This is a genomic window from Rhodoferax fermentans (assembly GCF_002017865.1).
Lineage (GTDB): Bacteria > Pseudomonadota > Gammaproteobacteria > Burkholderiales > Burkholderiaceae_C > Rhodoferax > Rhodoferax fermentans.
Window position 1 is genome coordinate 2373385 of the sequence record NZ_MTJN01000002.1, and the last position, 26819, is coordinate 2400203.

Consider the following 26819-nt stretch of genomic DNA (forward strand, 5'->3'; position numbering starts at 1 on the left):
ATGTGTTCTCAGTGAAGTGCATCCTGTGGTGGGTGGATCAGCCCAAGCGCCTTGGCAAATTCCCACAAACCGCGTGGCGCCGGGTTGTCGAGGAGGCCGGTCACCGGCACACCCAGGATGGCAAAGGCCTGGGCATAACGCTGGCACAGGCTGGGTTCACCAATCAGCAACAGCGGCCCCTGGGTCTGCCGCTGGGCCGAAGCTTTGGCCAGGCCAGACACCAGCTCGTGGCCAATCAGCAGGCCCGAGAGGTAGTTCTTGAGCACAGGCTGTGGCAAACGCTGGGTCAGCCCCAGGGTGCGGGCGGCAAAAATCTGGTGTGTGAAGTCGCCAGGCTGGCTGTGGCGCGCGGCCTCGACACCTTGCGCAAAGGCAGCCTGGGCGCTGCTGGGCTCCTCGCTGGCTGGCTCGGTCATCAACCGACCCAGTATCGAGTGTTTGACCAGCACCGAGAAAATCTCACCTGTCATGTAGCTGGAAAAATGGGTGATCTGGCCCGCTGTGATCTGCACCCATTTGGAATGGGTGCCGGGCATGACCAGGGTAGCGGCCTCGACCAGCGCCGGGTTGGTTGCCAGGGCACCCGCAATCTGGATTTCCTCACCACGGATCACATCGGGTGGGTTGTCGGCTTCGTCCAGCAACAAGCCGGGGGCAATCACCACATCCACCCCCACACCACTGGGCACCGACACACTGTGTCTGGCCAGTGCACCCACATCCACCGGGCAACGCACATACGGTGCTTCTTTCCAGCCCTGGGCACTGCCTACCATGCCACCGGCCACCACCGGCAGCTGCGGCCAACTGGCCAACCAGTCACCGGCGATGTCGGCAAAGGCTTTTTCGAAACCAGCGGCTCCCGGCAGGGGCAGCGCTTGTAAACCCTGGGCGGTGCTGCGGGTCTGCAGGACCTGGCCGGCGTTTCCGAGCAAAAAGGCACGCAGGCTCGATGTGCCCCAGTCCAGTGCGATGAGTGCAGGCAAGAGCTCGGTGTGCTTGTTACTCATGATTGTTTTTTTCCCAGCCCCAATGTTTCGGAAATCTTCTGCGCCACATCACGCACCATCGGGCCCAGGTCCAGCATGCGTTCTCTGGAGGTGTAGGGCACTGCGCTGGCCACACTCACGGCGGCCACCACCTCACCACTGACGTCGCGGACAGGTGCGCCCACGCAGCGGATGCCAATTTCGTTTTCTTCCAGGTCCATCACCCAGCCCTGCGCCCGGTAGCTCAGCATGTCTTCGTGGAACTGCGGCCACGGGCTCAGCAAGACGGGTTCACCGGCTGCCACCTTCTCGGCCACAGCCTCGTCGTAGAGCGCTTGCCAGGCTTCTGGCGGCAAGCCCAACATGAGTGCCTTGCCGACACCGGTGGAGGCCAGGGGCATGCGGTTGCCGATGCGTGAACGCATTTCCAGGCCCTTGGTGCCAGAGATCTTGTCCAGATAAAACACCCGGTTGCCTTCTTGGGTGCCCAGGTGCACCGTGTCGCCGGTCATGGCCGCCAGCTCTTCCAGGAACGGCCGGGCCAGTGCCCCCAGCGGGCGTTGCTCCTGGGCCTTGGTGCCCAGGTAGATCAACCGAAAACCCAGCGAATAACCGCCGTAGGGCACATGGTGCAGATAACCCTCGGCCACCAGGCTGTTGAGCATGCGGTGGGTGGTGCTGCGTGGTGTGCCCAGATGGGCGGCAATGCCTTTGACGTCCGAGATGCCCTGCGCCACACATTCCAGTAGGGCCAGCCCACGCAACAGGGTCTGTGTGCCGTTGCCCTTTTGGGCGTCTTTGGTGTCGCTTTGCAGCGTTGTTGTGTCTGTGGTGTTCATCTGAACCTCGACTTTGTCTCAACTATTTGGTTGGTTGACCAAATATTAGGATCAAAGTACCATTGTGTCAAATAGTTTTTATCTGTCCACATAGTGAGACATTTAATCGGGAATTTGTCCCATCTGACAGCCACTTTTCATCACAAGGAGAAAAAAATTGTTCAATGACTTGAAAGACAAACGGGTTTTGATCACCGGCTCCAGCGCCGGTATCGGGCTGGCGACCGCGCAGGCTTTTGCGCGGTATGGCGCCAAGATTGGCATCACCGCCCAGGCCATGAGCGAGGGTGTGCCACAAACGCTGGAGGCCTTGCGCCAGCTCGGTGGGGAGGCCGCATTTTTTGAGGGTGACTTGTGCAACACCCAGGCCTGCCAAGACGTGGTGGCGCAGTTTGTGGCCCGATTCGGTGGCATCGATGTGCTCATCAACAACGTCGGGGGTCTGGTGGGCCGCCAGCAGATTACGGACATCGACGACGCCTTTTTTGACCGGGTGTTTGACCTCAACGCCCGCTCGGCCCACATGGTCACCAAGTACGCCATGCCCCACTTGAAAGCCTCGGCGCAGGCCAGTGGCACCACCGCCTCGGTGATTCTGGTGGGCTCGTTTGCCAGCTACATGGGTGGTGGCCCAGGTGCGTCGCTGTACGCGGCCGCCAAAGCCTGGATCCACACCATCCAGAAAAACTGGGTGACGTCTTACACCAAGGATGGTGTGCGCTTCAACGTGGTGGCGCCGGGCACCGTGGACACCGCATTCCACGCCGACAAAAACGACGCGGTGCGTGCCCAGATCAACGCCAGCATCCCGATGGGCCGTTTTGCCACGGCGCAGGAAGTGGCACCCAGCTTCCTGTTCCTGGCCTCACACGCCTGCAGTGGCTACATCACCGGCCAGGTCATCAACGTCAACGGTGGGCAGTACATGCCCTGATGGCTGGCGCCAACCGCAGCTACGGTACTATCTAAACCGTAGCTGTTATCCCTTTGCCAATAAGGGTTAGAGGGCCATTTAGGCCTAAATCTGGGGCTGGCCCATGGCCCGCTCCAGCACCTGCAGCACCGCTGCCAGGTCCTCAATCGGTACCTGGCCGGGGGCCGAGCTGGCGGCGCCCACGGCAAAACTCAGGGCTGAGCCAAACACGCCACCGACCAGGCGGCTGACCGCACCATACGGCCCCATCGACATGCTGATGAGCGGAATCTGCAGCTGCTGGCTGGCGCGGCGGGTCGCGTTCAGCAGGGTCAACACATCGTCCAGGTCACGCGGCATGACCGCCACCTTGGCCACATCGGCGCCGAGTTGTTCGGCCAACAAGAACTTGGCGGCCAGCACCTCGGGCGCCGGGGTTTCAGAGAAGTTGTGGAACGACAGCACCAGCGCCACACCGTTGGCGCGGGCACAGGCCTGCACCTGGGCCACGTGGGCCGGGTCGTTGGCCATTTCGTAGTCGATCAGGTCGATGGCCTGGCTCTCACACACCGCTTGGTACAGGGCAATCACCTGCGGTTCGGTCAGCGCGATCGGTTCACCGCCTTCAAGGGTGGAGCGCCGGGTGAACAGCAGCGGCAGCGGGCCCGCCACCTTTTTGATGGCGCGGGCTGCGGCAATCACGGCCTGGGTGTCTGCCAGCTGTTCAAAAAAATCCACCCGCCACTCGAGCACATCGGGCTGTTTGGGCAGCACCACGGCCAGCTCGGCCATCAGCGCGTCCAGACTGCGTCCGACCAGTGGGGCGCAGATCAGCGGCAGTTTGCCGCCTGCGATGGGTTTGCCACGCAAGGTGATGGGTCGGGGGCTGGGCATGGGGGTGGTCCTCGGATAAATAGCAGGGTCGCAGCGCTTGGGCGCAGGCTGGCACTTTACGTCATCTGGCACGAGGTTTTGGCTGTTGGGCTGTTGATGTGTGGCCCTGGATGGGGATTGGTTGCGGCAAGCTTTCCGCATGGGTGAGCACTAGAGTGCTATAGTAAAAAGAGCTACTTGCCCTTGTTGTCAAAGGGCTAGTGACCAATTTCTTATAAACCACAGCCACGCAGCAGCAGGCTCACCACATGTTCGGTGGCTTGCGACTGGTCATTCGCGGTGAACGTGTCTTGCCCCAGCACCGCGCAGACCTGCACCTCAAAGTCGGCATAGGTCTGGGTGGCGGCCCACAGGGTGAAAAACAAATGGATCGGGTCGACCGGTGCCATCCGGCCACTGCGCACCCACTGGTTAATCACCTCAGCCTTGGCCAGGACCAATGGGCGCAGCTCGGTGGCCAGCAGCTGTTTAACCACTGGTGCGCCGTGCAGGAGTTCATTGGCAAACACGCGTGAGGCGTGGGGCCGCAGCATGGCGAGTGCCATCTTGGCGCGGATGTAGGCCTCGATCGCCGTTCGGGGATCGGCCTCGGGGGTGAAGACTTCGGTGGGCACCAGCCAGTCCTGCAAGGTGTGGGCCAGCACCGCGCGGTACAGATCCTGTTTGGCGCCAAAGTAATAGTGCAGGTTGGCCTTGGGCAAACCGGCCTCGTCGGCAATCGCGGCCATGGTGGCGCCGCCAAAACCGGCACCGGCAAACACCCGCTCTGCTGCGGCCAAAATGCGCGCTTCGTTGGCCTGGCGGATCTGGCCCTTGGCGCTGTCGTCGAGGGTCGGCTGGAGTTGGCTGCGTTGGAGCGGTGTCATGGTCAATCAAAAAAGGGGTCTTACCCTGCCGGATAAGACCCCCAGAAGTGTAAAAGCAGGCGCCTTACTTGGCCGACGCTTCCCACACCACATGGCTGTAGGCGGCTTTGCCCGGGTCTTTCTTGATCACCGGTGAACTGCCCGCAGCCAGCAGCACCTTGACCGTGCGCTCATAGGCGGCGGGCTCCAGGTACCCGATCTTGGCCGTGCCCGCGTTGCTGATCAGCTTGGCCACGTTTTCCATCTGGCGTTGCTGCACTTTTTCAGACGCGCTGCCTGACATGTCGTTGGCAACCACAATCTTGGCGGCCTCGGCCGGGTTCTTGACCGCGTCGTTCCAGCCCTTGAACGTGGCTTTGAGGAACTTGCCCATCTTGGCCACAAAAGCCGGGTCTTTGAGTTTGGCTTCCATCACATACAAGCCGTCTTCGAGCGAGGCCACGCCTTCTTTTTCATAGAAGAAGGTGACCAGATCGCTTTCTTTGACACCCGCGTCCACCACCTGCCAGTACTCGTTGTAGATCATGGTCGAGATACAGGCGGCCTGGTTTTGCAGCAGCGGGTCGACGTTGAAGCCTTGTTTGAGGATCTTGATGTCGGTGCCGGGTTTGTAGCCCAGCTTGGCCATCCAGTTCAGGAACGGGTACTCGTTGCCACCGTACCAGACACCCAGGGTCTTGCCTTTGAAGTCTTTCGGGCTGCTCACACCGCTGGCCTTTTTGCAGGTCAGCATCAGGCCGGACTGGTTGAACACCTGGGCGATGTTGACCAGCGGCACACCGGCTTCGCGTGCGGCCAGGGCGTCAGGCATCCAGTTCACCACCACGTCAGCGCCATTGCCCGCAATCACCTGCACAGGCGAGATATCCGGGCCACCGGGTTTGATCGTCACGTCCAGCCCCTCGGCCTTGTAGTAGCCCTTGCTTTGCGCCACGTAGTAACCGGCAAACTGCGCCTGTGGCAGCCATTTGAGCTGCACGGTGACCTTGTCGGCCGCGCTGGCGCCCATGCTGGCAGTCACGCCACACACGGCCAGTACCGCAGCCATCAGGCCGCTGGAGAACTTGGAAGAACGACTCATGGCAAAAGCTCCTTGGGGTTGAAAAAAAACGTCAGAGTCCGCGCACCGAGGGGTGCCAGAACGCCACCCGGCGCTCACACTGCACCAGCAGTGCATAAACCAGTGAGCCGGTCACCGCCGCCACCACAATGGCGCTCCAGACCAGCGGCATGTTCATGCGCGAGGCCTCGGTCGAAATCCTGAAACCCAGTCCGGCAGTGGGTGAGCCAAAAAACTCGGCCACAATGGCACCGATCAGCGCCAGCGTGGCGTTGACTTTGAGTGCCCCAAAAATGAAAGGCATGCAAGCGGGCAGGCGCAGCGCCAGCAGGGTACGGCCGTAACTGGCGGCATAACTGAACATCAGCTCGCGCTCCAGCTTGCCGGTGGCCTTGAGCCCGGCCAGGGTCGAGACCATCATCGGGAAAAAGGTCATCAGCACCACCACTGCGGCCTTGGACGGCCACTCGAAACCAAACCACATCACCGCAATCGGGGCCACCGCCACCAGCGGCACCGTGCTGGTGAGTGATGCCAGCGGCAGCAGGCCACGCTGCAAAAACGGTAGCCGATCAATCGCTACCGCCACGGCAAAACCCAGGCCTGAGCCCAGTGCCCAGCCAATCAACACCGCCTTGAGCACGGTCTGCACAAAGTCGCCCCACAACACCTCACTGTGTTCACCGAGGGACTGCAGGATCAGGCCCGGCGGTGGCAACAACACACGTGGCACCTCAAACGCCACCACCAGCAGCTGCCAGAAGTAGAGGACCCACAGGCCAAACAGTGCTGCGGTGGCGGTGCCAAGCCAGCGGCTGCCATCCAGGGCGGCCAACAAGCGCACCGACTCCACCGCCAGCGCTGCGATGACCAGACTGGCCAACCAGAACACCGCGTCCGGCGAGCCGCCTTCGGGCAGCTTTCCTTGTGCGGCTGGATGGATGAACAACAAACACGCCCCCGCCAGGCTGCACACCGCAAACACCAGGGCTTTGACCAGCGAGAGTTTCATGTCTGGCCTCCGCGGCGACTCAACACCAGTTTTTCCACACCCGCCACCACCAGTGTCAGCGTCAGGCCCAGCAGCGCCGACATCACGAGTGCCGACCAGATCTGCACCGTGTTGCCATAGTAGGAGCCGGTGAGCAAACGTGCGCCCAGGCCCGCCACCGCACCGGTCGGCAACTCGGCCACCATCGCACCCACCAGTCCGGCGGCAATGCCCACGCGCAGCGCCGGAAACAAAAACGGCAGGGAGGCGGGCAGCCGCAAAAGCAACAGCGCCTGCCACTTGCTGGCTGCGTAGGTGTGCAGCATTTCGGTTTCGATCTTTTGGGGTGAGCGCAGGCCTTGCACCATCGCCACCGTCACCGGGAAAAAGCACAAATACATCGCAATCACCGCCTTCGGCGCCACGCCCGAGAAACCCAGGCTGCCCAGAATCACCAGCACAATCGGCGCAATCGCGAGCACCGGCACACTTTGCGAGGCCACGATCCAGGGCAGCAAGGCGCGGTCCAGCGTGCGTGAATGGACGATCAGCACCGCCAGCACCAGCCCGAGCAGGGTGCCCAGCACAAATCCCCACAAGGTGGACTCAGCCGTCACCGCCACATGAAACAGCAGGTTGCGTGGGGAGTTGATGGGCCAGTCGACCAGGCTGCTCCAGAAATCACGCGCCACCTGGTGCGGTGTCGGCAAGACCGGGCGCTGCATGTCCATCGTGGCCCCCACCAACTGTTGCCAGGTCCAGGGCGTGTCGGTCGGCAGCACCCTCTCAATCGCGCCAGGCGCGTTCATGGCCACCGCAGCGACATACCACAATACCAAAATAAATAGCAGGATGACCAGCACCGGAAAGGCCTTGTGGCCTATTTGGCTCACAAGACCGGCTGGCTTAGACATGGTGTCCGTCAGCCAGGGCTTCGCGCACCTCATGCGCCACCGACACAAATTCTGGTGTGTCGCGCAGGCCCAGATGCCGCTCGTTGGGCAGCGGTGAATCAATCACCTTGACGATGCGCCCAGGGCGCGGTGACATCACCACAATTTTGGTGGACAGGTAGACCGCCTCGGCAATCGAGTGGGTCACAAACACCACGGTGCGGCGTTCGCGCTGCCAGAGCTGCTGCAGCTGCTCATTCAAACGGTCGCGGGTGATTTCGTCGAGCGCGCCAAAAGGCTCGTCCATCATCAGAATCTTCGGCTCAAACGACAGCGCCCGGGCGATGGACACCCGCTGCTGCATGCCGCCGCTGAGTTGCCAAGGGTATTTGTTCTCAAAACCTTTGAGGCCCACACGCTCCAGATGCTCGATGGCGATGACTTTGCTGTCGGCCTTGGAGCGACCCTGGATCTGCAGCGGCAGCGTCACATTGGCCAACACCGTGCGCCACGGAAACAAGGCGGGTGCCTGAAACACATAACCGTAGGCTCGCGCCAGTCGCGCTTCGTGCGGGCTGACACCGTTGACCAGCACCTGCCCGGCGCTGATTGGCTCCAGATCGGCAATCACCCGCATCAGCGTGGTCTTGCCACAGCCCGAGGGGCCAATCAGCGAGACAAACTCCCCTTCACGGATGTCCAGATCGATGTTGTCCAGCGCATGCACCGGTGTGTCGGCAGTGGGGTACACCACGCTGGCCTGCCGAATCGCCACCGCCAGCCGTCCCCCTGCGGGTGGGCTGATCTGGGACAGTGGTGATGAAGCTTGAGGGTGTTTCATGGGCACGGATAAAGGGAGCGTTGCACCAAAAAGCAGCCTTGTTTTCAAGAATCTAACCAGTTGGTCAACTTACGCCAGGGGCAAAGCGAGTTTCGTGCCAGTGAGTTTGGGGTGAAACACCTGGCCCCACATCGGGACAAACGCGCAGGTGAGTTGTATTTGCTGGCGTCCAGCGTGGTCACAATCAGGCTCTGTTCTAAAAAGGGGGCGGACATGTTGCCATTCGGTGTCACGCGGCGGCGTGTGGGGGGTGCGGTGCTGGTGTTGCTGCAGTTCGGCTTGCTGCTCTGGTTGGCGCTGATGGCGGCACCCGCTCTGATGCAGCGTGGTATGACCCTGTCAGGCTGGCTGCTGGTGGGTTTGTCAGGTGGGCTCGGCGGCTGGACCTTGTGGCACAACCGCCTGGGCAACTTCAATGTGCACCCCGAGCCCAAAACCCATGGCCAACTGGTGACCACCGGGCCGTACCGGCTGATCCGCCACCCGATGTACACGACCGTGTTGCTGCTGGCAGCAGCGCTGGCGCTGGTGACAGGCAATGCGTTGGCGTGGCTGGCCTGGGTGGCGCTGTTCGGTGTGTTGTTGACCAAGGCGCGTTTGGAAGAGGACTGGTTGTGCGAGCACCATCCTCTCTACGCCAGCTACCGCCAGCACAACAAGCGTTTTGTGCCCTGGTTGTACTGAGCCGGGATTCGGCCGCCGAGCCCGCTGTCGCCGGTCTTCAGCGCATGCTGCGGTGGTAGCTGCGCAGAATCAGTGCAGAAAGTTTGAGGGGTGCAAAACGCAGCCAGCCCGGCAACCAGTCTGGCGCGCTCAGCGACACCCGTGTGGCCCAGCGGGTGTAGGGCCGCAGCCAGCTGGTTTTTTCAACAAAACGACGTTTATCCACGGTGTGTGCCTATTTAAGCCATGAAAACCATGGCGTGCCAGGTGGTGAACAGCTTCTGCTTTTCTTCATCCGTGATCTTGTGGGCCGCTTGCTGCTCCTCGAGCTGTTGGAGCAAAGGCCGCAAATCCGTCTGTTTGAGACGCAGCTCGGGCGGTGTCACGCGATCTTCGATCAGCTTGGCGAATTCATACTTTTGCACACGCTGGGACCGCGAGGAGGACTGTGTCAGCGTGGCGTCGACCAGTTTATCTTTCTCGTAGGCCAGTTGCACTTGGCTGCTGCTGTTGTCCTCAATCTGGTGGTAGGTGTAGTTTTGGGAGGCGGTCTCATCAGTGAGGTCCGGTGGCTTCGACGAATAAAGCGACTGGTGGTAAGCCGCACTGAGTTCTGCGGTTTGGGTTTGTGTGATGGCCCGGTTGTCGCGGGAGCTGCCTGAGACCGCCGTGGTCTGGTTGATGGCGTAGACAAAGCTGTCCAGCTCCATGGTTTTGCGTGGATTGGAGGCACGCGGTGTGGCACTCAGCTTGGCATCAAAGTCAGCCAAACCCGTCAGCCAGCTTTTGTCGGCCTCGCTCCAGGCCTCGGCATCGGTGCGCGGGTCCACTGGCGCGGCGACCAGCGCTGCACGGGTGGTGTCGCTGAGCTCTTGCGTCCCATAACCGGCGTTCATGGCCACGAATGTGGACTTGAACATGTCCACCAGGTCTGCGCTGGCGTGCCCACGCTGCGCCGCTTGATCAATCTGTTGCAGGTACTGGCGCACCGCGTAGGCTTTTTGTTCACCACTGCCCCACAGCGCGGGCTGGCGCAAATCCGTGCGCATCTTCACATCGCCGTCAGGGCGTCGGAGTTGGATCTCCTGGGTGTTGGCGTCTGCCTTGAAACTGGCCCCCAGCTTTTCATAACGCAGACCGTGTTCGTCGCGGCCATAAATACTGGTTGTCAGTTCCAGCTTGGCGATCACCTTGCTGTCAAACTGGGTCAGCCCGGCCAGATCAACCTGGGTGGCATCCCCTGCAAGACCTTGAATGGCTTTTTCAAACCCGCTGGCCAGGGAGGTCAGAGCCGCCCGTTCTGCCTCGCTGAGTTCACCCTCCACGATCACTTCGACCGAGAGGCCCGTGCCATGGAGACCCTGCTCGCTTTGGTCAACGATGGCCAGGCGGACTTGTGCGCCGGATTGGGTCTGGATGCTCAGTTCCACCCTGGCTGTTGGCGTGCTTTGGAATTCCAGAAGTGAACTCGCCGCCTTGGACTGGATTTTTTCCGCTGAATTCGGTGCACCAACATTCACTACGGATTGCCGGTAGCTGCTGCCATGGCTACCCACCTGCTCCAGCAGCGCGGCACCCAGTCCTTCGAGCCTGGCTGCTGTGGTCAACCGGCCGGCATTGCGCCCCATCAACTGCCCCAGGGCATTGTCCGATGCCTGCTCCCACACCTGCATCTGCCCACCCTTCACATGGATGAGGCCCTGCGGTCCGTAGGTGACCTCGGTGGCGTTCAGGGTGCTTGGCATCTGCGTCACGTGCAGAAAGGGCTCTGCGTCCGCTGCGACTTGATTGGGCGGGTTCACCGACACCAGCGTGCCGGTGGGGGGCGACCAGGTCAGGGCGTTGGCACTTTTGACCACCACCGTGGTCGCCGTCGGGTTGGTGTGGCGCTGGTTGATCCAGGTGGCAGGCAGGGAGGGTGTGGTCTGGGTCAACATCAACGGCTTGTTTTGTAGGCTGTTCTTGACTTATCGGCAGCCTCGCCCCAAGCTGAAGTTGAAAGGGTGTGTTTGCGCCTGCGCCTGGCCTTCAGTGTGCTCCTGCCGCCGCATCGGCGCCACCACCACCGCTGCGCACATGGCGCGTCAGAAACACCAGCGGGATCATTGCCAGAAACACCACGGCCGAGGCAAAAAAGATGTCGTTGGCTGCCAACATATAGGCCTGCTGGTTGGCCAGGCGGTCAATGGTGGCCAGCGCCTGGTCATGGCTCAGGCCCCCCGCAGCCAGCCCCGACAAGGTGCTGTTGGTGGCGCTGCTGCCCAGGTTGACGTATTCGCTGAGCTGCGCGTGGTGCAGCGCGGCGCGGTCCTGCCACAACGTGGTGGCAATCGAGGTGCCAAACGAGCCCGCGGTGATCCGCACAAAGTTCGACAAACCCGAGGCCGCCGGAATGCGATCAGGCGACAGGCCCGAGAGTGTGATGGTCATCAGCGGGATGAAGAAAAACGCCATCGCGATACCCTGGATCAGGGTCGGGACCATGATGGTGCCAAAGTCGGCCTGGGTGTTGAAGTTGGAGCGCATCCACAACACCAGCCCAAACACCATGAAGGCAAAGGCGGCAAAGTGGCGTGGGTCAAACCTGGAGATGTTTTTGCCCACCACCGGCGACAGCAGCAGCGCCGCCAGCCCCACCGGCGCCAGGATCATGCCCGCTGTGGTGGAGGTGTAGCCCATGAACTGCTGCAACCACAGTGGCAGCAACACCACATTGCCAAAAAACAGCCCGTAACCGACCGACAAGGCCAGCACACCGGCCCAGAAGTTCCGCCGCTTGAACAGGGTCAGGTCGACCACCGGGTGCTCCTCGGTCAGCTCCCAGATCAGGAAGGCCAGCAGCCCGACCACCGCCACCACCGCCAGGCCCACAATTTCCTGCGAGTGGAACCAGTCGAGCTCCTGCCCCTTGTCGAGCATGATCTGCAGCGAGCCCACCCAGATCACCAGCAGCGCCAGGCCGACCGAGTCAATCGGCAGTTTTTTGGTCTGCGTCTCACGTTTGTGAAAAATGCTCCAGGTGATGAAGGCTGCGCCAAACCCGACCGGGATGTTGATGAAAAAGATCCACGGCCAGGAGATGTTGTCGGTGATCCAGCCGCCCAGCAGCGGCCCCATCACCGGGGCGATCAGCGTCGTCATTGACCACAGCGCCATCGCCACCCCGGCCAGGGCCGGTGGGTAACTCGAGAGCAACAAGGCCTGCGACAGCGGAATCATCGGCCCGGCCACGAGGCCTTGTAACACCCGAAACAGGATCAGCGTGGTCATGTTGGGCGCCAGGCCACATAACCAGGAGGTCAGCACAAACAACAGCACACTGGTGACAAACAGGCGCACCTGGCCAAAACGCTGCGACAGCCAACCGGTCAGCGGCACCGCAATCGCGTTGGCCACACCAAAACTGGTGATGACCCAGGTGCCCTGGTTCGGGCTCACGCCCAGGTCCCCGGCGATGGCGGGCAGCGACACGTTGGCAATCGAGGTGTCCAGCACGTTCATGAAGGTGGCCGCCGAGAGCGCCAAGGTGCCCCACAGACGGGCGGAGCCGCTCAGCGGCGGTGGGTGCTTGTAAGCGGCAGCGGGCGTAGAGGAAGACATGGGAGATGCCAAAAAAGAAGTGGACGGCTCAGAGCTTGGCCTGGGGCTTGGTGGTGGCCGCGTGGCCCAGGTTGGCTGCAATCACACGCTTCACCAAGTCGTTGGCGGCTTCATCGGTGTAGGTCAGCGCGGCCGTAGGGGTGGCCACACGCGGCACATCGGCCAGGGCCAGGCCATCGGTGTTGCTGATATCCACCTCGGCGGTCATCGACAGACCCACACGCAGAGGGTGCTCTGCCAGCTGTTTGGCATCCAGCGCCATGCGCACCGGCACGCGTTGCACCACCTTGATCCAGTTGCCGGTGGCGTTTTGCGCGGGCAACAGCGAAAACGCGGCACCGGTGCCGGCACCCAGACCACTTACGGTGCCGGTGTAGCTGACCTTTTTGCCGTATTGATCAGCCACCAGCTTGACCGGTTGGCCGATGCGGATGTTGCGCAACTGCACTTCCTTGAAATTGGCCTCAACCCAGACATTGTTCAGCGCAATCACCGACATCAGCGGTGTGCCTGCACCAACACGCTGGCCCAGTTGCACCGTGCGTTTGGCCACGTAGCCATCCACCGGCGACAGCAGCGCGGTGCGCTGGGTGGCCAGAAAGGCCTCGCGCAGGCGGGCTGCGGCCAACTGCACGCTGGGTTGCTGCTCGACGCTGGCGCCTTCGGTCAGCGTCTGGTTGCTGTTGAGTTGTTCACGGGCGGTGACCACACCGGCCTGAGCGGCTGCCAGGGTGCTTTGGGCGCTTTCCAGCTGCTGTTGGGCGTGTTGCAGTTCTTCCTGGGACACCGCGCCGTTGCCGCTGAGCGACTGGCGACGTTTGAGGTCGTCGCTGGCGCGCGCCACATCCACCTTGGCTTTGCTGATGTCGGCCTCACGCAGGGCGATTTGGGCGCTCAGCGTGGTGTTGTTGGCGTACAGCGTGCGCGCCTGGCGCACCGCCTGGGCCAGTGCCGCCTGGGCCTGGTCGAGCGCGACCTTGGCGTCGGCCGGGTCCAGCTGCACCAGCGTTTGCCCGGCTTTGACAAAGTCGGTGTCGTTGGCCAGGATGTTTAACACCGTGCCGCCGATCTGTGGCGTGATCTGGATCACGTCACCTTGCACATAGGCGTTGTCGGTGTCCTCGTAGTGGCTGGCCACCAGGTATTCGTAGGCACCCCAGCCCAGGCCGGCCACGGCGACGACGCCTGCCAGAAGGGTCAGGCCCCGTTTGCGTTGGTTGGCCTTGCTGCTGCTGGCCGCGTAGGTGTTCGGGGTGTCAGTCATGATGGTGATTCCTGTCGATGGCGATCAAATATTTGAAGAAAAGTGGGCTCTAGCCCTTTTATTGATTGGGCTAATAGCTATCTAAAAAGTAGTGTCTAGTTGGGCAGATCGGCACTCGGGCTGAAGCCGCCACCCAGGGCGCGGGCCAGTGCCACCTGGTTTTGCAGCGCGCGGGTGGCCAGCTCGGTCGCCTGGCGGCGCTGCGCCAGCACGGCTGTTTCGGCACTCAAGACCTGCTGGGCGTTGAGCAGACCACTGCGAAAACGTTGTTGCGCGGCGGCATAGGTCTCTTGCGCGGCCTGGGCGGCTTGCGCCTGTTCGGCCTGCTGGCGCGAGATCGCCTGGCGCGAGGCCAGTTGGTCGGCGGCGTCATGCACCGCGTTGATCACTGCGCTGTTGTAACTCTCCACGGCCGCATCGCGGTCAGCGGTCTTGCTGCCGAGGTTGGCGCGCAGGCGGCCACTGTCAAACAGTGGCAGGCTCAGCGCCGGTCCAACGCCCCACTGCTCGCTGCCCGACTTGAACAACTTGTCGAAGCCGATGCTGGAGAACCCGGCAAAGGCGGTGAGGTTGATGTTGGGGTAGAACTGGGCGCGGGCACTGTCCACACTCTTTTCCGCCGCCTGCACCCGCCAGCGGGCGGCGGCCACATCGGCGCGCTGGCCCAACAGGTTGGTGTCGAGCTGGTGGCCAAGTGCTATGGGTTTGATGGCGGACAAGGCTTTGGGTACAAGGGCTAGTGGCTGATTTGGCGTACCAATCAGTGCGGCCAGCGCGTTGCGGGTCAGGGCGATCTGCTCGTCCAGCGTTTCGAGTTGCAGGCGCGCGTCTGGCAGGGCGCCCTGCGCCTGGCGCAGGTCGAGCGGGGTGTCCAGCCCAGCCTTGACGCGGTCTTGCACCAGCTGCAGCGTCTGTTCACGCTGGGCCAGGGTGCGGTTGGCCACGTTGCGTTGTTCCGTCAGACCCACCCAGGCAAAGTAGCTCTGCGCCACCTGGGCAGCCAGCAGCACGCGGGCGGCCTGGGCGTCGGCCTGGGCGGCGCGCTCATTGCCCAATGCGGCTTGCAAGGCGGCGCGGTTTTTGCCAAAGAAGTCGAGTTCCCAGCTGCCTGCCAGCTGGGCGGTGCCGCTGCCACGCTCGGTGCCGGCCAGTGGTGCGGGAATCGCGCCGTTGGCGGTGTAGAGCTGTTGGGTCAGGTTCAGTTGTGCATTGAGCTGGGGTTGGCGTGCGGCGTCGCTGAGCTGGCTGGCGGCTTGGGCCGCAGCGATCCGGGTTTGGGCCAGCTTGAGGCTGGGGTTGGCTTGCAGCGCCTGCGCCACCAGCTGGTCCAAGGTGTCGTCGCCGAAGGCACGCCACCACTGCGCGTCCACCGCAGGTGCCGGGTTGGTGGCCGCGCTGGCCAGCCCAACGTCGGTGGCGCTGCGCAATGTGGACTGGGCCGTGATGCCCGAGAAGTCGGCACAACCCGCCAGGCTGCCCAGCAGCAAGGTGGCGGCCAACAGGTGTTTGTTATTTTTTGTCATGGGGTTCTTTCTCGGCCTGCAAAGTCTGGGCGGTGTCCAGAATGCGGCGCAGGTAACTTTTGAGGGTTTGCCATTCCTCCAGCGAGAAACCGGCCAGGTAATCGTTCTGGATCTTGCTGAGGGTGACGGGGATGTCTTGGGCGGCCGCGATGCCGGCCGGAGTCAGTTCGATGTGGACCACCCGGCGGTCTTCCTGCGAGCGCACCCGCTGGCACAGGCCTTTGATCTCGAGCCGGTCCAACATGCGGGTGGTCGAGCCCGCATCGTGGCCACACTCCCGCGCCAGTTCGGCCACGGTGGTGGCGCAGCCACGGTACAGCTTGAACAGCGGCATCCACTGCGCATTGGTCAGACCGGTGGGTTCGAGTTCGCGCTCCACACCTTCACCCACCAGGTTCAGGATGCGGCCCATCAGGTAGCCCACGCTGTCATTGGGGTCGTAAGACTGTGCGTTGTAAAACGCCACAGCGGGCGCTGGCGGTGCGGCGCTGTCAGGCTGGGGGGAAGAGGTAGGGGCGGGCTTGGAGGTCATGCCCGGAATTATGCTTGCCTAAGCAATGATTGTCAAGTCATCCTTTGTCAAGGCAATCAAGACCCCTTCGCCAAAGGGGTTGTGGCACCCACCGGGTGCCAGCTTGGCTTGTCAGTGGATGCCCATCTGGTCCAGCGCTGCCGCCAGCTGTGCCAGACTGCGCTCGGGCTTGTGCAACTTGTCCAGGCCAAACAGGCCAATGCGGAAGGTTCTGAAGTCGGCGGGTTCGTCACACTGCAGCGGCACACCGGTGGCCGTTTGCAGGCCTTGCGCCAGAAACTTCTTGCTGTTCTGGATGTCCGGGTCGGTGGTGTAACTCACCACCACACCGGGCGCCTTGAAACCTTCGGCTGCCACACTCGGGAAACCACGGCTTTCCAGCAAGGCACGCACTTGGTTGCCCAGCGCGAGTTGTTCGGCGCGCACCTTCTCGAAACCGTAGGCACGGGTTTCCTGCATCACATCACGCAGGCTGATCAGCGCGTCGGTGGGCATCGTGGCGTGGTAGGCGTGGCCACCGTTTTCATAGGCTTCCATCATCTGCAGCCACTTTTTGAGGTCGCAGGCAAAGCTGGTGCTGGTGGTGCCTTCAATGGCCGTGCGGGCGCGCGGGCTCAGCATCACCATGGCACAGCAGGGTGAGCCACTCCAGCCCTTTTGCGGTGCGGTCACCAGCACGTCGATGCCGGTGGCTTCCATGTCGACCCAGATCGTGCCTGAGGCCACGCAGTCCAGCACCATCAGGCCGCCGACCGCGTGCACCGCCTCACTGACCTGGCGCAGGTAATCATCGGGCAGCAACATGCCAGACGAGGTTTCCACATGCGGGGCAAACACCACGTCGGGTTTTTGTGCGTGGATGCTGGCCACCACCTCGTCGACCGGGCAGGGTATCCAGGGTGACTGGCTGTGGTCGCTGGTGCGCCGGGCCTTGAGCACGCTGGACGCAGCCGGGATCTGGCCCATGTCAAAAATTTGCGTCCAGCGGTAGCTGAACCAGCCGTTACGGATCACCAGCACCTTTTTGCCAGTGGCAAATTGCCGCGCCACCGCCTCCATGCCAAAGCTGCCGCTGCCCGGCACGATCACAGCCGACTTGGCGTGGTAGACCTCTTTGAGGATGCTGGAGATGTCACGCATGGCGCCCTGAAAGCGCTGCGACATGTGGTTCAGGGCGCGGTCGGTGTAGACCACCGAGAATTCAAGCAGGCCGTCAGGATCGATGTTGGGCAGAAGACCGGGCATGGGAAAACACTCCAAAAAAGATAGGAAGTGTCAGCTTAGCACGCTGGGCCGGGCCCGCCTTTTCGCCTGTATCAGCCACATCGGGCGGCAAACACCCGGCCTTTCTGCAGGTCCACGTTCAGCCGGTCAGGCCGCACATCCATGGTGCCCGGGTAGCTGTGTTGGTCCTGGCGATAGCGCCGCAGCAGCAACTGGTGCTGTTTGGCAAGCTGCTCGGCATGCGCAAACGATTGGCCAACGATGGTCAGCGCCACCGACTGGCAGGCGCCCTCTTGGGTCGGGTCGCCTGGGTGAAGTATTTGTGGGGCACCAGCCACCCCCTGTGCCGAGGCCGCCAGGCACAGGCAACAGGCGAACAGGCAGGACATCGTTTTCATGCCAGTCAGCCCTGGTGAGGTCGGCGGGTGCTGGGTGATCAGAAGCCGTGCACGTAGCGCACACCCAGGCCAAACTGGGTGGGTGCACTGGCGTCGTGACCGGGTTGTAACTTGACTTGCGCCAGGGCCGTCAGCCGCCCGCCAAGGCGCATGGGGGTGCTGTAGGCCAGTTCCAGGTCGCGCTGGGTGCCTGTGGGGCGCAGGTTGAGCGACTGGGTGGCGTATTGCAGCGAACCGTCTTCTTGACTCTGGGCCACCGCGGTGGTCACCTGCATGCTGCCCGACGTGGTCTTCAAAGGCATGGACAGCGTGAAGCCCAGCTGGTCGCCGTCACGCAGGATGTCCTGCCTGGCCAAGCCCAGGCTCCAGGCCATGGAACTGGAGGCGCTGGCGCCGTCAATCAAAGAGCTGCTGGCGTTCTCATAGGCGGCGGTGCGTCCCAGCGTGGCCATGGCCGAAAAATGGCTTTTGGGGGCAATGGGCACAGAGCCCGCCAGGGTCACAAAACTGGTGCTGGCCCGGGCGCCCAGGCCCAAGGCGCCCGAACCGGTCATGCCCAGCACCGAGTTGTCTTCCTGCAGCCGACCGATGGTCATGATGCCGGTGACATCACCAAAGTTTTTCTGCAACTCCATGGTCGCCAGCGAGCGGGCGATCACCGGTGCAGACAGGTTCAGCAGGGACGAGGCGTTGGCGCTGTTTTGTGACACCATGCCAAAACGCACAATGGTTCCGTTCTTGAGGGTGCTGCCGTAGCCAAAATGGGTGGCCGACTCGGCCAGCTCAAAGTAAGGTGCGCTGAAGCGGCTGCCTTCCCCATTCAGGCTCAAAGGCGCAAAACCGGTGGACTGCAGGCCAAAAAAGCTGGCGGCTGTCCCGCCGGTGCCAAAGCCATACGAAGTACCACGGTCGTTGGAAAAGCTGTAGCTCATTTTTCCCAGCTTGTTGGAAGACGTGGCCTCGGTGTTGCTCCACAAGTTCTGCACCAGGGTGGACTCGGCGTATTCAGCTGAGAACTTGACACCGTTGGCGCTGACGGTGGAGGCGGCTGCCGTGGGTGTGGCGCTGGTCTTGACCGTAGATGAGCTCACGGCGCTGGACAGGTAAACCACAAATGCCCGGTTGAACTTGTCGACCGCCAGGGTCTTGGTTCCTTTTAAACCCGAGGCCAGACCGGCCTTGGAACTGGCCAGAGACGAGCCCGCAAAGTTCACCTTGGCGCCGGTTTTGGTGCCCACGTTGAGGTTGCCGATCGGCTGCAGGGACGCACCCACGTTGACCAGACCCCAACCGTACATGCTGTCGGGTGTTTTGCGGGCCGCACAGACCGCCGCACTCACCGGGTCACTGCACAAGTGGGTGGCTGACTGGAAAATGATCTGGGCGATGTCTGTGGCGGGCAAGAAGTTCCAGTTGCTTTTGATCAAGGCTGCCTGGCCCGCCACGACGGGCGTGGCCATCGAGGTGCCAGACATGTAGGCGTAGCTGTTCTGCGCATAGGGGGTGGAGTAGCTGGACGCCACATTGACGCCAGGTGCAAACACCGTCCAGTTGGCCAGGGTTGGGTCGTAGTTGCTGAACGACGCGCGCCGGTTGTTGGCATCAAGCGCACCCACCGCAATGATCTGCCCCTTGGCCCAGCTGGCTTTGGCAAAAGCCGCAGGCCAACTGCCGCTGGCCCGGCCATCGTTGCCCAGCGCAGCCGTGATCAGGGTGCCCTTGGTCACCGCGTTCTGGATGTTGCTCTGCATGGCTGCAGCACTGGAACCCAGGCTCAGCGACAGGATGGGTGCCTTTTGCACATTGACCACCCAGTCAATGCCTTTGCCAATGGTCACACTGCTGGAGCTGCCGGTGGTGAACACCTTGGCCATCACGAGTTTGGCGCCGGGCGCCACGCCTTCCAGCAAACCGCCGCTGGTGGTGCTGCCCGCGATGATGCCCGAGACGTGGGTGCCATGCCCCATCTGATCGGTCACATCGGTGCCGCCGGTGAAAGCGTTGTAGGTGGCTTGCACCCGACCTCTGAGGGCTGGGTGGCTGACTTGCAGGCCGGAGTCGACCACCCCGACCGTCACCCCTGTGCCATTGCCGGAGGCCAACTGGTTGGCATAGGGTTTGTTGATTTGGTTGAGCCAGCCCTGGTAGGCGCGGGCGGTTCTTTCGGCCGCAGTGGGTGCCGCCTTGACCAGGGTGGCGCCCGAGGTGACCGGTGTGGGTGTGGCCAGTGTCCGCAGCTCGGTGCTGTCCTCTTCAGTCAGCTCCAACGCCAAGGGGTCATCCAGAGCCAGGGCGTTGCCACACAGGGCGGCCATGATGGCAGCAGTGAGGGTGTTGAGTTTGAACATATTGCATCCTTGAAGGTTCAGTTACCAAAAAGCAACGCAATACCAAAGCCAGGCCATGTCGGTGGCCCGGTTCCGGCAACCCCGCTGGCATGGCACTGTGCGATCAGTGCCGAAGCCCGGTGGCTTTGCGTCCCTGACTTTCGTCAGGTTTGCCTGTGTCAGCGTGGCCCTTTCGGGGGTAGCCACAGCTGACAACAAAAAATTGCGATTCCAGGGAAAAGCAACGTGAGTCTATGGCTTGCCACCTGGATTGGCAATAATTTTGATAAAAACCAATGAAAAATAACGGTTAATAATGTTTATTGCCATTTGTAACTGTTTATTGTATTCACAGGTGTGGTGTGGGCTGAGGCGATAGGGGCGTGTTGGCCACCTGCACAGCTTGCAACAACCAGTTCACAAACACCTGCAAGGCCGGTGGCTGCTCGTCATGCTCAGGGCAGACCAGCGCATAACTGCGCCCGCTGGCCAGCGCTTGCGGGCAGGCCACCACCAGTTCACCGTGCGCCAGCTCGTTTTCCACCAGCAGTCTGGGCACCAGCGCCAGACCCATGCCGTGTACCGCTGCCGCAGCGGTCATAGAAAACAGCTCAAAACGGGCGCCCGAGTGCGCCTGGGGCGCGCTCACCCCCTGCGCCTCAAACCACTGCCGCCAGGCATCGGGCCGGGTGCTTTGTTGTAACAGCGGCAGGCTCGCAATCGCTTCGGGCGACAGGCTGCTTGAACCTTGCAGCAGGCTGGGTGCACACACCGGCAGCACCAGTTCGTCGAGTAACTGGATCGCTCGGGTGCCGGCCCATTGGGCAATTTGCTCCGGCGTGCCGGCGTACAGCGCGGCATCAAACGGGGTGTCGGCAAACAGGAAGGGCCGGGTGCGTGTTTCGATGTGGACGGTCAGCTCGGGCTGCAACTGTTGGAGTTGGGGCAAGCGCGGGATCAGCCAGCGGGTGGCAAAGGTCGGCACCGCTGCCAGATGCAGGCTCAGCGCACCACTTTGGCGGCTCATCACATCGAGCGTGTCCTGCTCCAGCGCCTGCAGACGCAGGCTGACCTGGGCCGCATAGTCGCGCCCTCGTTCGGTCAGGCTCACGCCGTGGCGGGTGCGTTTGAACAGCGCCACGCCCACAAAGTCTTCCAGCGCGCTGAGCTGGCGCGAAACCGCCCCCTGGGTCAGCGCCAGCTCTTGGGCGGCGCGGGTGTAACTCTGATGCCGGGCGGCGGCCTCAAAACAGGCCAGGGCTTGGAGGGAGGGGATTTTTCTGCGCATGATGTGTGCAATATACATAAGAGCCATCAAAGCGGGGCGTGAGTCTGTTCATTTGATATAGCGTTCTAACCTTATGAATAGAGGACTTGAGTGCCATTTGTCCGACATGCTTGGGTAAAAACAGAGACTCGTGTCAAGCCCTTATATGAATGAATCACATATCTGGGTGACAACAAATCGTTTGTGATGCGAGGGGCTGCGCGCTACCATGGTCGCCAAGCTCTGTGCTTTGCCTTGTGCACACCCGTTTCACCATCCACCGAAAGACTCCCATGGCCCACGCGACCTTCCATTGGCAAGACCCCTTTTTGCTGGAACAGCAGCTCACCGATGACGAGCGCATGGTCAAGGACGCTGCTGCCGCGTATTGCCAAGACAAGTTGCAGCCGCGCGTGATTGAGGCCTTTCGCCAGGAGCAGACCGACCCGGCCATCTTCCGTGAGATGGGTGAACTGGGCTTGCTGGGGCCAACGATCCCTGAGGCTTATGGTGGCCCGGCGCTGAACTACGTGTCCTACGGCCTGATCGCGCGGGAGGTCGAGCGCGTGGACAGCGGTTACCGCAGCATGATGAGTGTGCAAAGTTCTCTCGTGATGTTGCCAATTTTTGAGTTTGGCCTTGAGGCCACGCGCCAGAAATACCTGCCCAAGCTGGCCACTGGTGAATGGATCGGCTGTTTTGGCCTGACCGAACCCAACCACGGCAGTGACCCGGCCAGCATGCTGAGCCGGGCGGTCAAAGTGCCGGGTGGTTACAAGCTCAGCGGCAACAAGATGTGGATTTCCAACAGCCCGATCGCTGACGTGTTTGTGGTCTGGGCCAAAGAGGTGTCTGAGAGTGGCACGGTGGGGCCAATACGAGGTTTTGTGCTGGAAAAGGGCGCGCCGGGCCTGAGCGCCCCGGCCATCCACGGCAAGGTGGGCCTGCGCGCCAGCATCACCGGTGAGATCGTGATGGACGGTGTGTTCTGCCCTGAAGAAAACGCCTTCCCCGAGGTGCAAGGCCTCAAAGGGCCGTTCACCTGCCTCAACAGCGCACGCTACGGCATCGCCTGGGGTGCTTTGGGTGCGGCGGAAGACTGCTGGCTGCGCTCGCGCCAGTACGTGCTGGACCGCCAGCAGTTTGGCCGCCCGCTGGCCGCCAACCAGCTGATCCAGAAGAAGCTGGCCGACATGCAGACAGAGATCGCACTGGGCCTGCAGGGCTGTCTGCGCCTGGGTCGCATGAAGGATGAGGGCACCGCGGCGGTGGAGATCACCTCGATTTTGAAGCGCAACAGTTGCGGCAAGGCGCTCGACATCGCCCGCCTGGCGCGCGACATGATGGGTGGCAACGGCATCAGCGACGAGTTTGGTGTGGCGCGGCACCTGGTGAATCTGGAGGTGGTCAACACCTACGAAGGCACCCACGACATCCACGCGCTGATTCTGGGGCGGGCGCAGACGGGGATTCAGGCGTTTTGCTGATCTGTTGGGTCTGGTTTGGCTGCCTCGATGACACATGAAGCTGAGGTTGTCATTGCGAAATCCAATCCGCAAACCATGAATTCGGGTCGCAAACGTCGGTGGTGGCAGCGGGTGGGGTACGGAGCCCCGCCTCATACTGTCAAAGGCCCAGAAATCGGCGGGGCCCCATACCCCACCCACTGCAGCACGCACCGTTGGTGGGTCAAGGTTTTAAATGCCGGACCGGTCGCGAACGTGTTTGGGTACGTCAACGTCATGAGTTGGTTTTGGATTTTTCGCTTCGACGACCCTCATCGCACCGCAGGCGATGGGGGCTTGGGACGGGGGCCGATTTCTGGGCCTTTGACAGTATGAGGCCCCCGGCCCAAGACCCCATGGCCCACCAAAACCGCCAGTCTGTCCAACAGCACACAACAAGGTGTAGCCAACTGTAAAAGCAAGCCAGCAAGCGAATCGCTCCCGGACTTCAACCCCAATAGCAAAACCATGACAACCCAAGCCGCCCTCAGCCACCTCAAAGTTTTGGACCTCTCGCGCGTGCTGGCGGGCCCTTGGTGCACGCAGATGCTGGCCGACCTGGGTGCCGACGTCATCAAGGTGGAGCGCCCCGGCGCCGGTGACGACACGCGTCATTGGGGCCCGCCGTTCCTGAAAGATGCCGAAGGCAACGACACGACGGAAGCGACCTACTTCACCGCCTGCAACCGCAACAAACGCGCGATCACCCTGGACATGGCCCAGCCAGAAGGTCAGGCGCTGATCCGGCAGATGGCGGCGCAAAGCGACATCTTGGTCGAGAACTTCAAGGTGGGCGGGCTACAACACTACGGGCTGGACTACGAGAGCCTCAAAACCATCAACCCTCGCCTGATCTACTGCTCGGTCACCGGCTTTGGCCAGACCGGCCCGTATGCCGAGCGTGCCGGTTATGACCTGATGATCCAGGCCATGAGTGGCCTCATGAGCATCACCGGCCACGCCGATGGCGAGCCCGGCGGCGGCCCGATGCGCATGGGTGTGGCGTTAATCGACGTGCTGACCGGCATCTACGCCTGCAGCGCCATCCTGGCCGCCGTCGAGGCGCGCCACACCACGGGTGCGGGCCAGCACATTGACATGGCCTTGCTCGATGTCGGCATGGCGGTGCTGGCCAATCAGGCCGCTGGCTTTTTGAACACAGGTAAGGTGCCGCAACGCCAGGGCAACACCCACCCCAGTCTGGCGCCGTACCAGACCTTTGACACCCTGGATGGCAGCATGTTGCTGGCAATTGGCAACGACGGCCAATTCGCCCGCTTTTGTGAGGCTGCGGGTCAGCCTGAGTGGGCGGCAGACGCACGTTTTCAAACCAACACCCTGCGCGTCAAAAACCGAGAGGCGCTCATTCAACTGATGCTGCCCGTCACCCGCAGCCGCAGCACGGCGGACTGGATCCGATTGCTGGAAGACAAGGCTGTGCCCTGCGGCCCGATCAACAACATCGAACAAGCCTTTGCTGATCCCCAGGTGTTAGCACGTGGTTTAGTGATAAAGCAGCCTCTAGCCCTTATGGAGAAAGGGCAAGAAGCTATTAAAAACGTATCTGACCAAACCACGGTCAATACCGTGGCCAGCCCGCTGCGCCTGTTGGCTACACCACCCGTGCTGCGCCGTGCGCCGCCGCAATTAGGCCAGCACACCGATGAAGTGTTGCTTGAACTGGGGCTGGACGCGACGCAGATAAGTGCCTTGCGTGCTCGCGGCGTGGTTTGAGCTTGCGTTGACAGCCTGTCATATGCCCATGAACCCCATTGCCACCCAAGACCCCCGGTTTTCGCTGCGCTTCGCCACACCCGATGATGCCGGTCTGCTGCTGGACTTCATGCACCAGCTGGGCACTTTTCAGAAGATGCGTGACAAGATCAGCGCAACCGAAGCCGGCCTGCGCCAGCTGTTGAGTCAAGGCAAGGGTGAAGCCATCTTTGGTGAGTACGACGGCAAGGCGGTCGGCTTTGCCTACTTTTGCCAGACCTCATCGGCGTTCATCGGGCAATCCGGCCTGTACATCGACGGCTTTCTGGTGCATGAGTCCATGCGCGGCAAAGGGCTGGGCAAGATCATGATGGCCTTCATGGCCAAGCTGGCGCTGGCGCGTGGCTGCCAGCGGCTGGAATGGGGTTGTCTGGACTGGAACGAACCCAGCATCCAGTTTTACCGCCATCTGGGTGCCCAGAGTGTCGACATCATGACCATTTACCGGTTCGGACCCGAGCAACTCAAAGCCAATGCGGCTTTGTTCTAGCGCCTGCGAGTAGGTGGTTTGTTGCGCTGGAAGGCAGTGTGATTTGAAGCAAAATAACTGTATTTAAATACAGTTATCTGATGTAGTATCCAAACATTGCTCAACTTGAGAGCCATGAAAGGACAGCGCCATGAAAATCCTACCCACCAACTTCGACGGTCAAGCCATCCGCCGTCTGTATGACGAAGACACGGAAACCTGGTGGTTTTCGGTGATTGACGTGGTGCAGGTGTTGACAGATAGCACCTACGCCAATCGGTACTGGTCTGATTTGAAGCGCAAGTTGGCGCAAGAGGCTGGCTCTGAGCAAGCTTACGAAAAAATCGTAAGGTTGAAATTGACGGCACCAGACGGCAAGAAGCGCGAAACCGATTGCGCCACCGCAGAAAGTTTGCTGCGTATCGTCCAATCCATCCCGAGCCCCAAAGCCGAACCCATCAAACTCTGGCTGGCCAAAGTGGGTTATGAGCGCATGCAAGAGATGGCCGACCCGGCCCTGTCGCTCGACCGCGCCCGCCAGACCTGGCAGCAACATGGCCGCAGCGACAAGTGGATTGCCCAGCGCATGACCGGTCAGGAAACCCGCAACAAGCTCACCGACTATTGGAGCGATCACGACATCAAAAAAGGCAGCGAATTTGCCATCCTCACCAACATCATCCACCAGGAATGGGCTGGAGTGAGTGTGGCGCAGCACAAGGACATGAAGGGTTTGAGCAGCCATAACCTGCGCGACCACATGAGCGAGGCTGAGCTGATTTTTACCGCGCTGGCCGAACTGTCGACCCGCCAGATTGCCCAAAGTGTTGAGGCCACGGGTTTGGCAGACAACAAGTCAGCAGCCAAAAAAGGTGGCCGCATCGCCGCCCAAGCGCGCCAGCAGTTGGAAAGCCAAACCGGCCAGTCCGTGGTGACGCCCGCCAACTATCTGCCGCCGACGGCCCCCAGGGTGGTGAAAGCCGTCAAAACCAGCAAAAAGACTTGAAGCACACACGCAAGGAGTACTTCAGTTTTGTCAGCCACCCTCTCCCGCTAAGGCGCCACCCGCAGCGCCAGTGGTCAACCGTCGGTCTTTGACTTGGCCAACTCCAGCGCTTGGCGCAGTTCCGCCTCATGGCGTTTGCGTTCGCTGATGTCCACATAAGCGCCCACCACCCGCACCGGTGCGCCATGGGTGTCGTACTCGGCCACGCGGCCGCGGTCCAGTACCCAGATCACGGTGCCATCTTTGCGAACCATGCGGTGCTCAGAGCGGTAAAACTCTTCATTACCACTGAGCAATTGGCGCAGCCGTTGCCACACCTGCGCCTTGTCGTCTGGGTGCAGCCGGGCTGAAAACGCATCCACATGGCCGGTGAGTTCACCGTGTGCAAAACCCAGGATGCGAAACCACTGCTGGTTGTGCACCACGCGGCCACTGGCCACATGCCAGTCCCAGATGCCTTCACGGGTGGCGGCCAGCACCTCTTGCAGGCGTTGTTCACTCTGCGCCACCTGTTGTTGTGCCCGCACCAGGTCGGTGATGTCGTGGGCAATCACCAGAATCTGCTTGTTGCCCTCGGCATCCTTGAACGGGCGTTTGATCGACTTGAAGTGGCGGATCTCGCCAGTGACCGCATTGCGGCTGTCTTCCAGCACCACCTCGGTCTCACCGCGCGCCATGATCGCCAGCACATTGGCGCGGTAACCGTCGGCCAGCTCTTTGGGCACACCAAAGTCACCGTCGTGTTTGCCCACCATGGCCTCGGGGGTGGTGTTGTACAGGCGCGCCAGCGTGTGGTTACACAGCAAGAAATTGCCTTTGGCGTCCTTGAGCAGGATCACGTCAGGCGTTTCCTCAAACACCGCTTCCAGCAGTGCCAGTCGTTTCTGATCCGTCATGGGCAGGACGGGGTCGGGGGTGTTTTGGGCTTCAGGCATGTGGGTATTCCATGACATCAACATCCCTGAAGAGCCGTTTTTTTAAG

At 61.6% G+C, this 26819-nt stretch carries 25 protein-coding genes and 1 riboswitch; of the genes, 6 read left to right on the forward strand and 19 right to left on the reverse strand.

Translation table 11 applies throughout. The features are described from left to right. Positions 1-8: 8 nt before the first annotated feature. Together RF819_RS11160 and RF819_RS11165 are read right to left on the reverse strand one after the other, a co-directional pair. The gene (locus tag RF819_RS11160; protein ID WP_078365057.1) at positions 9-1010 is read right to left on the reverse strand and encodes a 2-dehydro-3-deoxygalactonokinase; all 1002 of its coding nucleotides are present in this window, start codon (positions 1008-1010) and stop codon (positions 9-11) included. After that, the gene (locus RF819_RS11165; RefSeq protein ID WP_078365058.1) at positions 1007-1828 is read right to left on the reverse strand and encodes an IclR family transcriptional regulator; all 822 of its coding nucleotides are present in this window, start codon (positions 1826-1828) and stop codon (positions 1007-1009) included. Before RF819_RS11165 ends, RF819_RS11160 begins: the two co-directional genes overlap by 4 nt. A gap of 157 nt (positions 1829-1985) precedes the next feature. Here RF819_RS11165 and RF819_RS11170 point away from each other — a divergent pair, with 157 nt between their 5' ends. Beyond that, on the forward strand, positions 1986-2762 hold the full coding sequence (locus RF819_RS11170) for an SDR family NAD(P)-dependent oxidoreductase (protein ID WP_078365059.1): 777 nt from the start codon (positions 1986-1988) through the stop codon (positions 2760-2762). An 84-nt stretch (positions 2763-2846) separates the two neighbouring features. Here the strand turns inward: RF819_RS11170 and aroD are convergent, their stop codons facing one another. From aroD to RF819_RS11200, 6 genes are all read right to left on the reverse strand, one after another. Then, positions 2847-3635 (reverse strand): type I 3-dehydroquinate dehydratase, encoded by a 789-nt coding sequence (aroD, locus tag RF819_RS11175; protein ID WP_078365060.1) that lies wholly within the window; start codon positions 3633-3635, stop codon positions 2847-2849. 212 nt (positions 3636-3847) lie between these two features. After that, a complete protein-coding gene (locus tag RF819_RS11180; RefSeq protein WP_078365061.1) occupies positions 3848-4501 on the reverse strand; it encodes a TetR/AcrR family transcriptional regulator in 654 nt (217 codons plus the stop codon). A 64-nt stretch (positions 4502-4565) separates the two neighbouring features. Further along, a complete protein-coding gene (locus tag RF819_RS11185; RefSeq protein WP_078365062.1) occupies positions 4566-5582 on the reverse strand; it encodes an ABC transporter substrate-binding protein in 1017 nt (338 codons plus the stop codon). Positions 5583-5613: 31 nt separating this feature from the next. After that, a complete protein-coding gene (locus RF819_RS11190) occupies positions 5614-6573 on the reverse strand; it encodes an ABC transporter permease (RefSeq protein ID WP_078365063.1) in 960 nt (319 codons plus the stop codon). Then, positions 6570-7466 (reverse strand): ABC transporter permease, encoded by an 897-nt coding sequence (locus RF819_RS11195; protein ID WP_078365064.1) that lies wholly within the window; start codon positions 7464-7466, stop codon positions 6570-6572. The genes RF819_RS11190 and RF819_RS11195 overlap by 4 nt, the downstream gene beginning before the upstream one ends. Continuing rightward, positions 7459-8286 (reverse strand): ABC transporter ATP-binding protein, encoded by an 828-nt coding sequence (locus tag RF819_RS11200; protein WP_078365065.1) that lies wholly within the window; start codon positions 8284-8286, stop codon positions 7459-7461. The genes RF819_RS11195 and RF819_RS11200 overlap by 8 nt, the downstream gene beginning before the upstream one ends. 213 nt (positions 8287-8499) lie before the next feature. Between RF819_RS11200 and RF819_RS11205 the strand changes: the two genes are divergently transcribed. Further along, entirely contained in the window at positions 8500-8970 is a 471-nt protein-coding gene (locus tag RF819_RS11205) for a methyltransferase family protein (RefSeq protein ID WP_078366904.1), read from the forward strand. A gap of 37 nt (positions 8971-9007) precedes the next feature. Here RF819_RS11205 and RF819_RS21320 read toward each other — a convergent pair whose 3' ends face one another. The 10 genes from RF819_RS21320 to RF819_RS11250 form a co-directional block, all read right to left on the reverse strand. Further along, positions 9008-9175 carry a hypothetical protein gene (locus RF819_RS21320; RefSeq protein ID WP_158081268.1) on the reverse strand — a complete coding sequence of 56 codons (168 nt, stop codon included), beginning with the start codon at positions 9173-9175 and terminating at the stop codon, positions 9008-9010. Between the two features lie 13 nt (positions 9176-9188). Continuing rightward, the gene (locus RF819_RS11210; protein ID WP_143541677.1) at positions 9189-10886 is read right to left on the reverse strand and encodes a hypothetical protein; all 1698 of its coding nucleotides are present in this window, start codon (positions 10884-10886) and stop codon (positions 9189-9191) included. 91 nt (positions 10887-10977) lie between these two features. Beyond that, on the reverse strand, positions 10978-12549 hold the full coding sequence (locus RF819_RS11215; RefSeq protein WP_078365067.1) for a DHA2 family efflux MFS transporter permease subunit: 1572 nt from the start codon (positions 12547-12549) through the stop codon (positions 10978-10980). 28 nt (positions 12550-12577) lie between these two features. Then, positions 12578-13813, reverse strand: a complete 1236-nt coding sequence (locus RF819_RS11220; RefSeq protein WP_078365068.1) for an HlyD/EmrA/EmrK family protein — start codon at positions 13811-13813, stop codon at positions 12578-12580. A gap of 95 nt (positions 13814-13908) precedes the next feature. Continuing rightward, complete coding sequence (locus tag RF819_RS11225; RefSeq protein ID WP_078365069.1) at positions 13909-15336, reverse strand: efflux transporter outer membrane subunit; 1428 nt, start codon at positions 15334-15336, stop codon at positions 13909-13911. Continuing rightward, entirely contained in the window at positions 15323-15868 is a 546-nt protein-coding gene (locus tag RF819_RS11230) for a MarR family winged helix-turn-helix transcriptional regulator (RefSeq protein WP_078365070.1), read from the reverse strand. Before RF819_RS11230 ends, RF819_RS11225 begins: the two co-directional genes overlap by 14 nt. Before the next feature lie 111 nt (positions 15869-15979). Next, positions 15980-17113, reverse strand: a complete 1134-nt coding sequence (locus RF819_RS11235) for an aminotransferase class V-fold PLP-dependent enzyme (protein WP_078365071.1) — start codon at positions 17111-17113, stop codon at positions 15980-15982. A 71-nt stretch (positions 17114-17184) separates the two neighbouring features. After that, positions 17185-17490: a hypothetical protein gene (locus RF819_RS11240; protein ID WP_078365072.1), complete on the reverse strand. Its 306-nt coding sequence runs from the start codon at positions 17488-17490 to the stop codon at positions 17185-17187. A 38-nt stretch (positions 17491-17528) separates the two neighbouring features. Beyond that, positions 17529-19838: a S8 family peptidase gene (locus RF819_RS11245; protein ID WP_078365073.1), complete on the reverse strand. Its 2310-nt coding sequence runs from the start codon at positions 19836-19838 to the stop codon at positions 17529-17531. A gap of 71 nt (positions 19839-19909) precedes the next feature. Continuing rightward, positions 19910-20002: riboswitch (cyclic di-GMP riboswitch) on the reverse strand. A 164-nt stretch (positions 20003-20166) separates the two neighbouring features. Further along, positions 20167-21105 carry a LysR substrate-binding domain-containing protein gene (locus RF819_RS11250; RefSeq protein WP_078366905.1) on the reverse strand — a complete coding sequence of 313 codons (939 nt, stop codon included), beginning with the start codon at positions 21103-21105 and terminating at the stop codon, positions 20167-20169. 272 nt (positions 21106-21377) lie between these two features. On the opposite strand from RF819_RS11250, the gene RF819_RS11255 reads away from it, so the two are divergent. The 4 genes from RF819_RS11255 to RF819_RS11270 all read left to right on the forward strand — a co-directional run bounded on the left by RF819_RS11255 (position 21378) and on the right by RF819_RS11270 (position 25837). Further along, positions 21378-22571, forward strand: coding sequence for an acyl-CoA dehydrogenase (locus RF819_RS11255; protein WP_078365074.1), 1194 nt, complete (start codon positions 21378-21380; stop codon positions 22569-22571). Positions 22572-23057: 486 nt separating this feature from the next. Further along, on the forward strand, positions 23058-24323 hold the full coding sequence (locus RF819_RS11260; protein ID WP_078365075.1) for a CaiB/BaiF CoA transferase family protein: 1266 nt from the start codon (positions 23058-23060) through the stop codon (positions 24321-24323). 28 nt (positions 24324-24351) lie between these two features. Further along, positions 24352-24852: a GNAT family N-acetyltransferase gene (locus RF819_RS11265; RefSeq protein WP_078365076.1), complete on the forward strand. Its 501-nt coding sequence runs from the start codon at positions 24352-24354 to the stop codon at positions 24850-24852. A 130-nt stretch (positions 24853-24982) separates the two neighbouring features. Further along, on the forward strand, positions 24983-25837 hold the full coding sequence (locus RF819_RS11270) for a BRO-N domain-containing protein (RefSeq protein ID WP_078365077.1): 855 nt from the start codon (positions 24983-24985) through the stop codon (positions 25835-25837). A 74-nt stretch (positions 25838-25911) separates the two neighbouring features. On the opposite strand, the gene RF819_RS11275 is transcribed toward RF819_RS11270, so the two are convergent. Next, a complete protein-coding gene (locus RF819_RS11275) occupies positions 25912-26772 on the reverse strand; it encodes a PAS domain-containing protein (protein ID WP_158081269.1) in 861 nt (286 codons plus the stop codon). Between the last annotated feature and the right edge of the window lie 47 nt (positions 26773-26819).